The 14,645-nt window shown below is 70.6% G+C and carries 13 protein-coding genes; 5 read left to right on the forward strand and 8 right to left on the reverse strand.

Features of this window, described 5'->3' with window-relative positions; translation table 11 throughout:
* Positions 1-191, forward strand: a 191-nt coding sequence (locus tag CCL05_RS10955; protein ID WP_279629929.1) for a carboxyl transferase domain-containing protein, incomplete at its 5' end; no start/stop codon positions are given.
* 35 nt (positions 192-226) lie between these two features.
* On the forward strand, positions 227-421 hold the full coding sequence (locus CCL05_RS10960) for an acyl-CoA carboxylase subunit epsilon (RefSeq protein WP_086560316.1): 195 nt from the start codon (positions 227-229) through the stop codon (positions 419-421).
* A 176-nt stretch (positions 422-597) separates the two neighbouring features.
* On the opposite strand, the gene CCL05_RS10965 is transcribed toward CCL05_RS10960, so the two are convergent.
* The 8 genes from CCL05_RS10965 to CCL05_RS11000 form a co-directional block, all read right to left on the reverse strand.
* On the reverse strand, positions 598-1,179 hold the full coding sequence (locus CCL05_RS10965; protein WP_014675207.1) for a GTP-binding protein: 582 nt from the start codon (positions 1,177-1,179) through the stop codon (positions 598-600).
* Positions 1,160-1,738 (reverse strand): DUF742 domain-containing protein, encoded by a 579-nt coding sequence (locus CCL05_RS10970; RefSeq protein ID WP_029181511.1) that lies wholly within the window; start codon positions 1,736-1,738, stop codon positions 1,160-1,162. Before CCL05_RS10970 ends, CCL05_RS10965 begins: the two co-directional genes overlap by 20 nt.
* Positions 1,739-1,832: 94 nt before the next feature.
* Positions 1,833-2,246 (reverse strand): roadblock/LC7 domain-containing protein, encoded by a 414-nt coding sequence (locus CCL05_RS10975; RefSeq protein ID WP_004983065.1) that lies wholly within the window; start codon positions 2,244-2,246, stop codon positions 1,833-1,835.
* A 10-nt stretch (positions 2,247-2,256) separates the two neighbouring features.
* Positions 2,257-5,580 carry a sensor histidine kinase gene (locus tag CCL05_RS10980; RefSeq protein ID WP_167409545.1) on the reverse strand — a complete coding sequence of 1,108 codons (3,324 nt, stop codon included), beginning with the start codon at positions 5,578-5,580 and terminating at the stop codon, positions 2,257-2,259.
* Positions 5,581-5,957: 377 nt separating this feature from the next.
* Positions 5,958-6,533, reverse strand: a complete 576-nt coding sequence (locus tag CCL05_RS10985) for a GTP-binding protein (protein ID WP_020271455.1) — start codon at positions 6,531-6,533, stop codon at positions 5,958-5,960.
* Positions 6,514-6,909, reverse strand: coding sequence for a DUF742 domain-containing protein (locus tag CCL05_RS10990; RefSeq protein ID WP_010044602.1), 396 nt, complete (start codon positions 6,907-6,909; stop codon positions 6,514-6,516). The genes CCL05_RS10985 and CCL05_RS10990 overlap by 20 nt, the downstream gene beginning before the upstream one ends.
* A 111-nt stretch (positions 6,910-7,020) precedes the next feature.
* Complete coding sequence (locus tag CCL05_RS10995; RefSeq protein ID WP_020271453.1) at positions 7,021-7,434, reverse strand: roadblock/LC7 domain-containing protein; 414 nt, start codon at positions 7,432-7,434, stop codon at positions 7,021-7,023.
* A gap of 9 nt (positions 7,435-7,443) precedes the next feature.
* A complete protein-coding gene (locus CCL05_RS11000; protein ID WP_086560318.1) occupies positions 7,444-11,325 on the reverse strand; it encodes a sensor histidine kinase in 3,882 nt (1,293 codons plus the stop codon).
* Positions 11,326-11,926: 601 nt separating this feature from the next.
* Here CCL05_RS11000 and CCL05_RS11005 point away from each other — a divergent pair.
* The 3 genes from CCL05_RS11005 to gltX all read left to right on the forward strand — a co-directional run bounded on the left by CCL05_RS11005 (position 11,927) and on the right by gltX (position 14,545).
* Positions 11,927-12,118: a hypothetical protein gene (locus CCL05_RS11005; RefSeq protein WP_167409544.1), complete on the forward strand. Its 192-nt coding sequence runs from the start codon at positions 11,927-11,929 to the stop codon at positions 12,116-12,118.
* Positions 12,119-12,291: 173 nt separating this feature from the next.
* Positions 12,292-13,068, forward strand: a complete 777-nt coding sequence (locus CCL05_RS11010; RefSeq protein WP_086560320.1) for a fumarylacetoacetate hydrolase family protein — start codon at positions 12,292-12,294, stop codon at positions 13,066-13,068.
* A complete protein-coding gene (gltX, locus tag CCL05_RS11015) occupies positions 13,061-14,545 on the forward strand; it encodes a glutamate--tRNA ligase (RefSeq protein ID WP_086560321.1) in 1,485 nt (494 codons plus the stop codon). The genes CCL05_RS11010 and gltX overlap by 8 nt, the downstream gene beginning before the upstream one ends.
* Positions 14,546-14,645: the final 100 nt, after the last annotated feature.

Genomic DNA, 14,645 nt, shown 5'->3' on the forward strand with positions numbered 1-14,645 from the left:
CCATGCGGGCCCGCATGGTCAAGGAGTACAAGTCCGAGCTGATGCACCCGTACTACGCGGCCGAGCGCGGCCTGGTCGACGACGTCATCGACCCCGCGGAAACCCGCGAGGTGCTGATCAAGTCCCTCGCGATGCTCCAGACCAAGCACGCCGACCTGCCCTCCCGCAAGCACGGCAACCCTCCGCAGTAACCTGGCGGACATCTCTCTCCTGGAGACTGAGACCCATGGACATCCCTGATATCCGCGTCGAGAAGGGCCACGCCGAGCCCGAGGAAGTCGCCGCCATCACGGCGATCCTTCTGGCCCGCGCCGCCGCCCGCCCCACGGACCCGACCCCGACGCACCGCGGCCGCGTGAAGGCGGGCTGGCGCCGCCTGGAACGCGAGCCGGGCTTCCGCGCCCCGCACAGCTGGCGCTGAGCCCAGAACCAGAAAGAAGGCCCCTCATGGAGGGGCCTTCTTTTTTGGGGGCGCGGGGCTGTATCACTGTGCGGCTCCGCCGCGCGGGCGTGACAAGCCACACACGACCCGCACCCGGCAACGCGACAGCCCCCGGCAGCCCAGAGGCCGCCGGGGGCTGTCCCACAGCGAGAGAACTAACGCAGCCGGGCCATCAGAGCGTGCTCCACCAGTGTGATCAGCGCCGACTTCGCGTCCGCCCGGTGCCGGGCGTCGGTCGTGATGATGGGGGTGTCCGGGCCGATCTGGAGGGCTTCCCGGACCTCGTCCGGCGTGTACGGCTGCTGGCCGTCGAAGCCGTTCAGCGCGATGACGAACGGCAGTCCGCTGTTCTCGAAGTAGTCGACAGCGGGGAAGCAGTCGGCGAGACGCCTCGTGTCGACCAGCACGATCGCGCCGATCGCGCCGCGCACCAGGTCGTCCCACATGAACCAGAAGCGGTCCTGGCCCGGCGTACCGAAGAGGTACAGGATCAGGTCCTGGTCCAGGGTGATACGGCCGAAGTCCATGGCGACCGTCGTGGTGGTCTTGTCCCCGGTGTGGGTGAGGTCGTCGATGCCGGCCGAAGCTGACGTCATGACGGCCTCGGTACGCAGCGGGTTGATCTCCGAGACGGCCCCGACGAACGTGGTCTTGCCCACGCCGAAGCCACCCGCCACCACGATCTTCGCCGAGGTGGTGGAGCGGGAAGGACCGCCGCTAGAGCTTGCGAAGTCCACTGAGCACCCTTTCGAGCAGTGTCACGTCTGGCTGGCCGCCGGCGTTCTCGTCGCCGCCGGGCTGATGGATGGCGACCAGTCCCGCCTCCGCCAAGTCGGCGACGAGGATCCTGGCCACGCCGAGAGGGATCGTGAGGAGCGCCGAGATCTCGGCGACCGACTTGATTTCCCGGCAGAGGTTGCAGATCCGCTGATGCTCGGGCAACTGGCCCTGCATCTGGTGCGGCTGCGCAGTGGTGTGCACCAGCGCCTCGATGGCGAGCTGGTAACGCGGGCGGGTCCGGCCACCGGTCATGGCGTACGGACGCACCAGCGGGTTGTTCGACGCCCCCGCGGGCGCCGGCTCAGGGGTGCGGCGCTGCGGCTGCACGGGCTGGATGCGCGGGGCCGGCGGCTGGTCGTACGGCGACGGGCCGGGGCCCTGAGGCGCGTACGGCTGCCGGTGGCTCGGTGCGGAGGGGAAGTTGTAACGGTTCGGGTTCTGCCCACCGTCGCCCTGGCCCTGGGCAGGGCCGTACGACCAATTGCCCGAAGACGAACCGCCTGGGGGTGTTGCCACTTTCTCCTCCTCCGACTGTGCCTGGCACCCATCGCTGTGGAGCCGCGTCCCGAAACCTTACGGCCACGGGACGCCAAAACGCACCGTCCGTCTGTTAGTTGAGCAGGCTCCCCTGGAGCTCCGCGCGAAGATCCGGTGTCAGGACCGTACCGGCTCGGTCCACGAGCAGCGCCATCTCGTATCCGATGAGGCCGATGTCCGCCTCCGGATGTGCGAGAACCGCGAGCGACGAGCCGTCGGAGATGGACATGATGAAGAGGAATCCCCGCTCCATCTCCACAACCGTCTGATTGACGCTTCCGCCCTCGAAGATCCGGGAGGCGCCTGCCGTCAGAGACGTCAGACCGGAGGCGACGGCCGCGAGCTGGTCGGCACGGTCGCGGGGGAAGCCTTCGGACATCGCCAGAAGGAGTCCGTCGGCGGAGACCACCACCGTGTGGGACACCCCCGGGGTGTTGTCCACGAAGTTGGTGATCAACCAGTTCAGGTTCTGTGCCGCCTGGCTCATCGGGCTCACACTAACGCTCCTGGTTGTAGGTGCTGTCAGGACCGAAGCCCTGGCCGTTCGTTTCACTGCCTGCGTTGCGTCCGCGCTGTACGCCGCGACGCAGGTTGCTCAGCCTGCCCCGGACGTCCTCCGGGGCGCGGGAGACCTGTGGGCCTCCCTGGGGAGTGCTCTCGGCGGAACCCTCGATCAGGTTGGCCTTGGGCACCCGCCTCGGCAGGCCGGAGGAGGTGACCCCGCCCGCCTTCGGCTTCCGGAGCTGCGAGGCCTGCTGCCACCGCTCGTCGTTCGCCGAGCGCCAGTCGCTGTCGCCGTTGCTCTCCGGGGTGGAGGCCGGGGGCTCCTGGCTCGCGTGCCGGGCGCCGCCCGCACCGTTCGCACCGTTCGCGGAGGACCCGCGGCGGGGAAGCCCGGCGTCGGTCAGCGAGGGTGCGGCGGAGTGGGCCGGTCCCGGACGGTCGAAGCCTACGCGGTCCTGCTCACTCGCGTCAGCGGCCTGCGCAGATTCCGTTTCCTGGGCCTGAGAAGGGTACTGGTTCGGGTAACCGTTCTGGTAACCGTCCTGCTGCGGCCAGTCGTCCTGGTAACGCCGCTGCTCGAAGGCGGCGAAGCCACCGGGCCCGCCCGCGCCCGGCCCCGAGTGCTCCTCCTGGGCCGGCTCCGCATAGGAGGGGTCCGGGTAGCCGCCGTTCGGCGAGAAGGTGTCGTTCTGCGGCACACCGCCGTTCGGCGCGTAGTACTGCTCGTCGTACGCGGCCCGCTGCGGCTCCTCGTACGCCGTCTGCCGCTGCTCCTCGTACGGCGCCCGCTGCTGCTCCTCGTACGGTGCCTGACGGTCGTACGCGGCGGGCTGCTCCGGGTAGCCGGTCTGGCCCGTGTCGTAGCCCTGGCCGGAGTCGTAGCCCTGCCGGCCGTGGAACTCCTCGGTGTATCCGGATGCCTCGGCCTGCTGCTGGGCGTTCTGGCCGTTCCCACCGGGCAGGGCGGGCTGCTCGTGGGACTGGGCCTCCAGGGCCGCCCGGCGCTCCTCGCGCATCAGTGAGCGGCCGACGGGGTCCAGTTCGCGTATGTCGTCGGGGACGTCGGCGTACCGGCTGTCGTCGAAGCCGAGCTCCGCCGCGGTCCGCATGGGCGGATGGTTGAAGTTCTCGCCGCCGCCGAAGTTCTGCTCCGGGATGATCTGCGAGACGGTGAACTCGTCGCGGTCCACGTGCTGCTCGCCGCCGCCACCGTGGGTGATCGCGTCGGGCAGCATGACCAGCGAGGTGGTGCCGGCCTGCTCGCCCGAGGGGCGCAGCTGGACGCGGATGCCGTGCCGGTCGGACAGCCGGCCGACCACGAACAGGCCCATGCGCTGCGAGATCGCGGCGTCCACGGTCGGCGGGTTGGCCAGCTTGTGGTTGATGTCCGCGAAGTCCTCGGCGGTCAGGCCGATGCCCTTGTCGTGGATCTCGATCATGACGCGGCCGTCGGGGAGACGGGTCGCGGTCACGCGGACCTTCGTCTGCGGGGAGGAGAACGTGGTCGCGTTCTCCAGCAGCTCGGCGAGCAGGTGCACGAGGTCGGTCACGGCCCGGCCGTGGATCTCGGCCTCGGGGACGCCGGACAGCTCGATGCGCTCGTACTGCTCCACCTCGGAGGAGGCGGCGCGCAGCACGTCGACCAGCGGGACCGGCTGGTCCCAGCGGCGGCCGGGCTCCTCGCCGGCGAGGACCAGGAGGTTCTCGCCGTTGCGGCGCATACGGGTCGCGAGGTGGTCCAGGCGGAAGAGGTTCTCCAGCTGGTCCGGGTCGGCCTCGTTGTTCTCCAGGTCGGTGATCAGGGTCAGCTGGCCCTCGATCAGCGACTGGTTGCGGCGCGACAGGTTGGTGAAGATCGCGTTGATGTTGCCCCGCAGCAGGGCCTGCTCGGCGGCGAGCCGGACGGCCTCGCGGTGGACCTGGTCGAAGGCGCGGGCGACCTCGCCGATCTCGTCCGTGGTGGTGATCGGGATGGCCTGCACGCGGGTGTCGACGCGTCCGGGGTCGGTGCGCGAGAGCTGGTCGACGAGCATCGGCAGGCGCTGCTCGGCGATGCCGAAGGCGGCGTTGCGCAGCTGGCGCATCGAGCGGCTCATCTGGCGGGCCACCGCGCCGGCCAGGATGAAGGCCAGGAGCAGGGCGACCACGACGGCGGCACCGGTGATGTAGGCGTCGCGCTGGGCGCCGTCGGCGATATCGGAGGCTTCGCTCACGGCCTTGTCGGCCATGTCCGTCTCGATCTTCTCGTACGCGTTGAACCGGAGCGTGTTGACCGCCCACCAGTTCTCGGCGGTGATGCCCTGCTCGGCGAGGGCGGCGCGGGCGCTCGGGTCCGTGGTCTGGAGCGTGGCGACGGCCGAGACCATCGTCTCCGGCTTGGACGGCGGGGCGACGTAGTCCGGGTTCTTGGCCTTGGCCTCCCGGGCCATCGCGGCACCGTCGGTCTTCATCTTCGCCTCGGCGGCCCTGAGCTTGGCCGCGTCCTGCTCGGTACCGCCGCCGATGTACTCCTGCATGGCGATGCGCTCGAGGTAGGCGTATGAGGACAGGGCGATGCGCTGGCTGGCGAGGTTGCCCTCGTCCGGGCCCGGCTTGGTCAGGATGTGCATGCCGATGGAGCGCTGGAGCGACAGGGCCGCCTTGGTGAGCTCGATGGCGTAGACGGTCCGGCCGTAGCTGGTGATGTTGCCGGTGCCGAGGCCCAGCTCGTTGGCGAACTCCGTCAGCGGGTGGGCGACCTCGACGTAGCCCTCCTCGGTCTGCACGCCCTTGAGCCTGGAGGTGTAGGCGACCTGGCGCAGGGTCTGGAGCTTGGGCTCCGCCTTGCGGAACAGGTCCAGACGGCGTTCCAGGCCGGGCTTGGCCGGCATGCTCTGGGCCGCGGCGTCGAAGGCGTCGGCCGCCTCGTCGGTGGCCTTGCGGACCTGGGCGACGGTCGCCTTGTCCTGGGCGGTCTGGGCGCTGCCCTTCAGCAGGGGCGCCGCGGAGGTGTCGCGCTCGTTGTAGAGGGCATTGGCGTACAGCAGGGAGGCCTGCACCAGACGCGCGGTGTTCTCCGCGTCCTCGGCCTCCTGCCAGGTGTCGATCGAGCTCTTCACCTGGATGCCGCCCATGACGAGGCCGACCAGCACGGGTATGAGCAGGATCGCGTTGAGCCTGGTCGCCACGCGCCAGTTGCGCGGGGAGAGACGGCCACCGCTCTGGGCGGGCGCGGCCGCCGGCTCCGAACCGGGCACGGGGGCGGGCGCCGCTGTGCGCGGCGGCGGGGTGAAGTTGCCCCGGGCCGACGGCTCGGGACTGTTCTTGCTTCGCCTCACTCGACCAACAACCTCTCGGCGGTCGGCACCAACGTTGTGCCGCAGTTTCTCAGAGCCCGGTACGCCATCGACTGACGTGTACGCCATTGACTATTGGGCAGTTCAGGCATTCCAGCACGACGACCTGCGCTCTTCCAAACAGTCCGGGGTGGGGATTCCGAGGGTTGTAAGCCCCAGATAAAACGGTCATAAAGAGCGAGCCCCGCCAAAAGGCGGGGCGATTGTGCGCGCAGCGAGACCGGATGTGCGCGACGCGTGGCCGTACCACCTGATTCCTCTGCCGAAACGTTATGAACACCTTGGCCGACCGTGTCAAAGGACACAGTCGGCTTCGGCACATCTACGACAACTGCCGTATGGCGCTTCTGAATTGGGTGCTACCTCAGCCGTGCCATCAGGGCGTGCTCGACCAGCGTGATCAGCGCGCTCTTCGCGTCGGCCCGGTGCCGGGCGTCCGTCGTGATGATGGGGGTGTCGGGGCCGATCTGGAGCGCTTCCCGCACCTCGTCGGGGGTGTAGGGCTGCTGGCCGTCGAAGCCGTTGAGGGCGATGACGAAGGGCAGGCCGCTGTTCTCGAAGTAGTCGACGGCCGGGAAGCAGTCGGCGAGACGGCGGGTGTCCACCAGCACGACGGCGCCGATGGCGCCGCGCACCAGGTCGTCCCACATGAACCAGAAGCGGTCCTGGCCCGGCGTACCGAAGAGGTACAGGATCAGGTCCTGGTCCAGGGTGATACGGCCGAAGTCCATGGCCACCGTGGTGGTGGTCTTGTCCCCGGTGTGCGTGAGGTCGTCGATGCCCGCGCTGGCAGAGGTCATCACGGCCTCGGTGCGCAGCGGGTTGATCTCCGAGACGGCGCCGACGAAGGTGGTCTTGCCCACGCCGAAGCCGCCCGCCACCACGATCTTCGCGGAGGTGGTGGAACGACCCGCGTCAGAGCTTGCGAAGTCCACTGAGCACCCTTTCGAGCAGTGTCACGTCCGGCGCGCCGGTGGCCTCGTCGCCGCCCGGCTGGTGGATCGCGACGAGACCGGCCTCCGCGAGGTCCGCGACCAGGATCCGGGCCACACCGAGCGGCATGTTGAGCAGCGCCGAGACCTCGGCGACCGACTTCACCTCACGGCACAGGTGGCAGATGCGCTGGTGCTCCGGGAGCAGCCCCATGAGCGCCGCGGGATCGGCGGTCGTGCTGATCAGTGCCTCGATGGCCAGCTGATAACGCGGCCGGGTCCGGCCGCCGGTCATGGCGTACGGCCGGACCAGCGGCTGGTCGCCCTCGTCCTCGTACGGCTCCGCGTACGGATCATGAGAGGCGGGGGGCGGGGTCATGGGTCCTCCGGGCGGGACAGCAAGTCGGTCAGTCGAGCCGTCTGACGAGGCCTGTGTGGGGTGTGTGGCAGCCGGACGGTGATGTGGTGAGACGGGTGGTGCCGGGGCCGATCAATGGAGCAGACTGCCTTGGAGCTCAGCTCGCAGGTCGGGGGTGAGGACCGCGCCCGCGCGGTCGACCAGGAGCGCCATCTCGTAGCCGACGAGGCCGATGTCGCATTCGGGGTGAGCGAGGACGGCGAGCGACGAGCCGTCCGAGACGGACATGAGGAAGACGAATCCCCGCTCCATCTCCACGACCGTCTGTGCCACGTCGCCGCCCTCGAAGATCCGGGAGGCGCCCGCCGTCAGGGACGTCAGACCGGAGGCGACGGCCGCGAGCTGGTCCGCACGGTCGCGCGGGAAGCCCTCCGACATCGCCAGGAGGAGGCCGTCGGCGGACACGACGACGGTGTGGGACACCCCGGGGGTGTTGTCCACGAAGTTGGTGATCAACCAGTTGAGATTCTGTGCCGCCTGGCTCATCGGACTCAACTAACGCTCCTGCTGGTGAGAGGGCCGAGGGAAGCTGCCGGTCTGGGTGGACCCGGCCTGACGACCCTGTGCAATACCGCGGCGGAGATTGGTCAGCCGACCGCGTACGTCATCGGGGGCACGCGAAATCTGCGGACCGCTCTGCTGGGGCTGCTGCTGAGCCGTGCCCGGGACGAGGTTCGCCCGGGGCACCCGGCGCGGCAGGCCGGAGGTGGTGACCCCGCCGGCGGCGGGCTGGCGGACGCGCTCGGCCTGGCGGACGAGGTCGTCGTTCGGCGAGCTGCGCCAGCCGGCGGCGGCCGGCCGCTGCGGACCGCCGGTTTCCTGCGGCTGCTGCGGGGCCGGAGCCGAGCCGTTGCTCTGCGACGGCTGCTGCTGCTCCTGCTGGCCGTGGAACCAGTTGGTCTCGAGGGTGTCGTACAGCGGCGTACGGCCGTCGCCCGGCCCGGTCGCCGGCGGCAGGGCCTCGGGCTCCTGCCGCGCGGGCCGTGCCTGCGGGGCGGGCGGACGCGGGGCGCCGAAGTCGGCAGCGCCCCGGCCGCCGTTGACCTGCGGCCGCTCGAACTGGCCCGTGCCCGCCGGGTCGGCCGGGGTGGCCGGACCGGGCAGGGTGGGCCGACCGGAGCCGTTGTCCTGGCGGGGCGCGGGGTACTGGCCGGTCGAGCCGCTGTCCTGGCGGGGTGCCGGGTACTGACCCGTGGAGCCGTTGTCGTAGGACTGCGGCGCCGGGTACTGCCCGGTCGAGCCGCTGTCCTGCCGCGGCGCCGGGTACTGGCCGGTCGAGCCGTTGTCGTACTGGCCCGTGGAGCCGTTGTCGTAGGACTGCGGCGCGGGGTACTGGCCCGTCGTGGACGACGGGTCGCGGCGGCCGCCCGGGGCGCCGAAGACGTCCGGGCGGACGAACTGGCCCGAACCCTGCGCGTCGTCCGTGCCGGGAAGGCCGAACCGGTCCGCGTGCTGGGGGCCGCGTGCGCCGAAGTCGGCCGGAGAGCCGGGGCCCTGCCGGTCGTCGTCGCGCGGGACGGCGGGGATCTCCGCCGTCGAGCCCGGGCCCTGCCGGTCGTCGATCCGCGGCATCGCTGAGGTCCGGGAGACATCCGGCTCCTCGTGCCCGCGCGGGGTGTCCAGGGAGGCACGCGGCACCGGCGGCTGGGCGTTGTCGTCGCTCCAGCTCGGCACGCGGGGCTGCGCGTCACCGCTGCCGGGCAGCTCGGCCCGCGGACCGCCGCGCGGCGGCAGCTGCGGCCGACGGCCCTGGCCCTGCTCGGCGTTGCCCGGGCGCTGCGAGCCCCGGCCACCGCCGTAGCCGTCCTGGCCCTGCGGCCCGTTCGTCGCCGCGGCCTGCAGACCCTGCGGAGCACCGGGCGCCTGCCCGAACCCGGCACCGGCGGGAGCCGGACGGCCCTGCGGCGGCGCGGGGGGACCACTCTGCTCGAACAGCGACGGGGACTTGTCGGCACCCTGCGGTCCGCGCCCGCCGCCCGGACGGCCACCGTCCGCGTCCCGCCCGGGCAGCGCGGCCCGCGGGCCCTGGCCGGCACCGAGCCGGCCACCGCCGGACGACGCACCGCCGCCGAAGCCACCACCGGACGCGCCGGCCGCGAGGGCGCCGCCGCCCGCCTGGCCGGCACCCGCGGCCCGCCGGGCCGCGGCCGCACCGGCGGCGGCCTGCGCGGCCGCCGGACCGCCACCGCCGAGGGGCGGCTGGCCGGGCTGCTTGGGCTGGGGCTTCTTGCCGCCCTGGGCGACATCGACGGGCAGCATGACCAGCGCGGTCGTACCACCGGAGTCGGACGGGCGCAGCTGGATGCGGATGCCGTGCCGCTGCGACAGCCGGCCGACCACGAACAGACCCATGCGGCGGGAGACGGAGACGTCCACCGTCGGGGGAGAGGCGAGCCGCTCGTTGATCGCGGCGAGGTCCTCCGGCGACAGACCGATACCGGTGTCGTGGATCTCGATCAGCACCCGGCCGTCGGGCAGGGCGTGACCGGTGACCTTGACCTTGGTCTGCGGCGAGGAGAACGAGGTCGCGTTCTCCAGCAGCTCGGCGAGCAGGTGCACGAGGTCGTTGACGACCCGGCCGGCCACCTCGGTGGTCGGCACGGAGGCCAGCTCGATGCGCTCGTACTGCTCCACCTCGGACGCGGCGGCACGCAGCACGTCGACCAGCGGGACCGGGCGGGTCCACCGACGGCCGGGCTCCTCACCGGCGAGAACCAGCAGGTTCTCACCGTTACGGCGCATGCGCGTGGCGAGGTGGTCGAGCTTGAACAGCGAGGACAGCTGGTCCGGGTCGGCCTCGCGGGACTCCAGTTCGGAGATGAGCGAGAGCTGACGCTGGATGAGGCCCTGGGAGCGGCGCGAGAGGTTGGTGAACATCGCGTTGACGTTGCCCCGCAGCAGGGCCTGCTCGGCGGCGAGGCGGACCGCCTCGCGGTGCACGTCGTCGAAGGCCGCGGCCACCCGGCCGATCTCGTCCCGGGAGTGCACACCGACCGACTCCACGGACGTGTCGACGTCCTGCGGGTCGGACTCGGACAGCTGCTTGACCAGCTCGGGCAGCCGGTCGGAGGCGACCTTGGTCGCGGTCTCCTCCAGGCGGCGCAGCGAGCGGATCATGGAGCGGGCCACGACGAAGGCGCCGACCAGCGACACACCGAGCACGATGAGGATCAGCGCACCGGAGATGATCGCGTCGCGCTCGGTGGCGCTGCGCAGCTCGCGGGCCTTCTGTTCCATCTCCTCGAGCAGCGTGTGCTCGATGTTCTTCATCTGCTGGATCTTGGTGGAGCTGTCGTCCAGCCAGTCGCGGTAGGACCGCTTGTCCTGCTGCGCGAGTCCGCTCGCGGAGACCAGGGCCCGACCCGCGTAGGTGTCGGTGGCCTTGATCGTGGAGTTGCCGCCGTCCTCGATGGGCTTGAGCAGCTCGGCGGCGGAGTCCTCGCCGTAGATGCTCTTGAAGCTGCGGATCTCGGACTTCTGGCTCTCCAGGGCCGACTCGGCGTAGAGCCGGTCGTTCGGCGAGAGCTTGCCGGTCGTGGTGTTGCTCGCGGGCAGCGCCGCCGCGAGGGCCGCGCGCTGGATCGACGAGTACTCCTTGGCGGAGCTGAACGCGGCCAGGGCCCGGGTGCGCTGGATCATGTCCGGGTTGCTGGTCGCCTCGGCCATGTCCTGGGAGAGGTCGACCAGGTTCTCGATCAGGCGGTGGTACGCCTCGATCGTCTGCGTGGAGTTGCCGTCGGAGGCGTAGGCGCCCTTGCGGATCTGCTCCAGGTCGCCCAGCTCGCCGGCGAGCTGGATGAGGTACTCGCGGACGCCCTTGAGGTTGCCGTCCTTGCTGGCGCTGTCGATCTGCTCGGAACTGTCGAGGAAGTTCTTCCTCGCCCGGTCGGTCTTCTCGCGCAGACCCCGGACCGTGAAGTCGCTCGCCTTGCCGCCGTGCGCCAGCGGGCCGGCCGACTGGTCGCGCTCCTCCTGGAGGGCGGCGGACAGCTCGGTGGCCTGCTTGGTCATGTCCGTCAGCAGCTTCATGTTGTCGAGCTGCTGGATGTCGTCCATGGACTCGTTGATACGCAGCGCGCCGAGCGAGGTGGCCGCGACCACCGGGAGGGCGAGCAGCGAGACCAGACGGGTCGAGATGCGCCAGTTGCGCAGGGCTATTCGCGGGCCGGGGCCCGCCGGACCCGCCGGCGGCTTCAGGGCCGGAGCCGGGCTCGCGGGCCCCGTGGGGGCCGACGCGCCGTGGCGCCCGGGGCGCTCCCCGCCGTCACCCGCCGGGCCCTGGTTCCGGGCGTGCTGGGCCGAGGGACCTCGGTCGGTCCCGCCGTGCGGCTCCGGCTCCGCCGAAGCGCTGCCATCCCTCTTGAAACGTCCCTGCACTAGCGTCGCAACCTCTGGACCAGGCGCCCCATCGTGTGAACGGCGGGGCACGGTGTCGGCGTTCTGGGGACGCCCTGAGTACGCCCCCGTGGTGGTCTTGAGTGACCGGCGCTGGCTCCCCCTTCTGGCCGCCACTCGGCGCGTCTGTGCGCCCCCTGTGCGCCGGCTCGATCCTGCGGCGGTCCGTGGCATTCCAGCACAGCACAGGATCTCCAACAAGGCTCGTAGGCCAGGCCGTGACATAGGTGACACCACGTGAGTGCCGAATCACCGGATGTGGAAGGTGAGTTCGTCCATTTCGGACGTATGCCCGCGAGTCGCCGAGGTGTGACGGGTGTCCCAGTCGCGATGATCAGCAGCGGAATGAGCGCTTCAGGGGGTCAATGTCCGTTTCGCTGCCGCGAAGGGCGGGCCCGGATTGACCGAATTGCCCCCTGATTCGTGAGGAAACTCACACGCTGATCATGAGATCCCCAGGATTGCGCCGGGAATCCCGTGTTTAGCCTGACGCTTTACAGAGATGGCAGAACCGACAACCCGCGCCGCTGCGAGGGTCCTCCGCGCCCTCCGGCGCCCGTCACAGAACAGGGTCAAGTAAACAGTGAAGACGACGACGATGTTCCACAAGATCGCCAACCCGCGACGCACGACGCTGGCGCACCTGGACGACGCCGACGAACTGCAGACGCCGGAACAGCCGGAGCACCGCGTCGAACTCCCCACCCAGACCGCCAACCCCAAGCGCACCATCCTCACCCAGGTCCCCGTCGCAGCCGCCGCTGCCGCGGAGTGACACCAGGTAATACGCGCACCGGCCGCCGGATGCTCACGGCGGCGGGACACCGGCACCGAAGGGGCGCTCCGGCGACGGCGGCGCCCTTCGGTATTGCGCGCGGCGCGGACCCCTCCCCGCGTTAGCCTGGAGCGTCAGACTCCAGCCGCTTCAGTCAAGGGGCCAAGCATCCCGTGCGCATCGCCAGATTCTCCATCGACGGGAACGTCGCCTTCGGCGCCATCGAGGGCGACAAGCAGGACGAACTCGTCCTGGACATCATCAAGGGCATCCCGTTCGCGGACTTCGAGCTCTCCGGCACGAAGGTGCCGGTCGGCAAGGTCAGGCTGCTGCCGCCGGTGCTCCCCAACAAGGTCGTGGCCTTCGGCCGCAACTACGCCGAGCACGCGCGCGAGCTGGGCAACGAGGTGCCCGACGCCCCCTTCGCCTTCTTCAAGCCGTCCACCTCGGTGATCGGCCCCGGCGACGAGATCCAGTACCCCTCCTTCTCCGCCGAGGTGCACCACGAGGCCGAGCTGGCCGTGGTCATCGGCCGGATGTGCCGCGAGGTCCCGCGCGAGCGCGTCAAGGACGTGATCTTCGGCTACACCTGCGCCAACGACATCACCGCCCGCGACGTCCAGAAGCGCGAGAAGCAGTGGGCCCGGGCCAAGGGCTTCGACACCTCCTGCCCGCTCGGCCCCTGGGTGGAGACGGACCTGGACCCCGGTGACCTGACCATCCAGCTCACGGTCAACGGCCAGCAGCGCCAGCTGGGCCGCACCAGCGAGATGATCCACTCCATCGAGGACCTGATCGTCAACATCTCCGAGGCCATGACGCTGCTCCCCGGCGACGTGATCCTCACGGGCACCCCGGCTGGGGTCGGCCCCCTCACCGTCGGCGACGAGGTCGCCGTCACCATCGAAGGCATCGGCACTCTCACCAACAAGGTTGTCAAGCGTGGATAGCGCACCCGGCACTCCCGTACGCGTCCGTTTCTGCCCGTCGCCCACCGGTAACCCCCACGTGGGCCTGGTGCGCACCGCCCTGTTCAACTGGGCGTTCGCCAAGCACCACCAGGGCACCCTGGTCTTCCGCATCGAGGACACCGACGCGGCCCGCGACTCGGAGGAGTCGTACACCCAGCTGCTGGACTCGATGCGCTGGCTGGGCTTCGACTGGGACGAGGGCCCCGAGGTCGGCGGCCCGCACGCGCCGTACCGCCAGTCGCAGCGCATGGACCTGTACAAGGACGTCGCGGCCAAGCTCCTGGACGCCGGCCACGCCTACCGCTGCTACTGCTCCCAGGAGGAGCTGGACACCCGCCGCGAGGCCGCCCGCGCCGCCGGCAAGCCCTCCGGCTACGACGGCCACTGCCGTGAGCTCACCGACGCCCAGGTCGCCGACTACCAGGCCCAGGGCCGGGAGCCGATCGTCCGTTTCCGGATGCCCGACGAGACGATCACCTTCACGGACCTGGTCCGCGGCGAGCTGACCTTCACCCCGGAGAACGTCCCGGACTACGGCATCGTCCGCGCCAACGGAGCCCCGCTCTACACGCTGGTCAACCCGGTCGACGACGCCCTGATGGAGATCACCCACGTCCTGCGCGGCGAGGACCTGCTCTCCTCCACCCCGCGCCAGATCGCCCTGTACAAGGCGCTGATCGAGCTGGGCGTCGCCCAGCGGATCCCGTCCTTCGGCCACCTGCCGTACGTGATGGGCGAGGGCAACAAGAAGCTCTCCAAGCGCGACCCGCAGTCCTCCCTCAACCTCTACCGGGAGCGCGGCTTCCTCCCCGAGGGCCTGCTCAACTACCTCTCGCTGCTCGGCTGGTCCCTCTCGGCCGACCAGGACGTGTTCACCATCGACGAGATGATCGTGGCGTTCGACATCTCCGACGTGAACCCCAACCCGGCCCGCTTCGACCTGAAGAAGTGCGAGGCCATCAACGGCGACCACATCCGCATGCTGGACGTGAAGGACTTCACCGAGCGCTGCCGCCCGTGGCTCCAGGCGCCGTTCGCCCCCTGGGCACCGGAAGCCTTCGACGAGGCCAAGTGGCAGGCCATCGCCCCGCACGCCCAGACCCGCCTCAAGGTGCTGTCCGAGATCACCGACAACGTCGACTTCCTGTTCCTGCCGGAGCCGGCCGAGGACGAGGCCTCCTGGAACAAGGCCATGAAGGAGGGCTCGGACGCCCTGCTGCGCACCGCCCGCGAGAAGCTGGAGGCGGCCGACTGGACGTCCGCCGAGTCGCTGAAGGAGGCCGTCCTGGCCGCCGGGGAGGCCCACGGCCTCAAGCTCGGCAAGGCCCAGGCCCCGGTCCGCGTCGCCGTCACCGGCCGCACGGTCGGCCTGCCGCTGTTCGAGTCGCTGGAGGTCCTGGGCAAGGACCAGACCCTGAGCCGCATCGACGCGGCGCTGGCGAAGCTGGCCGCGTAACGCGAGGCACCCACACGACGAGGGCGGCGTCCGGTTCGGGCGCCGCCTTCCGCGTACGTCACGGGGGACAGGGCCCGCGGCCCGGCCCCGGGCTGAGAAC

It is taken from the genome of Streptomyces africanus (assembly GCF_002150735.1).
Classification (GTDB): Bacteria; Actinomycetota; Actinomycetes; order Streptomycetales; family Streptomycetaceae; genus Streptomyces; species Streptomyces africanus.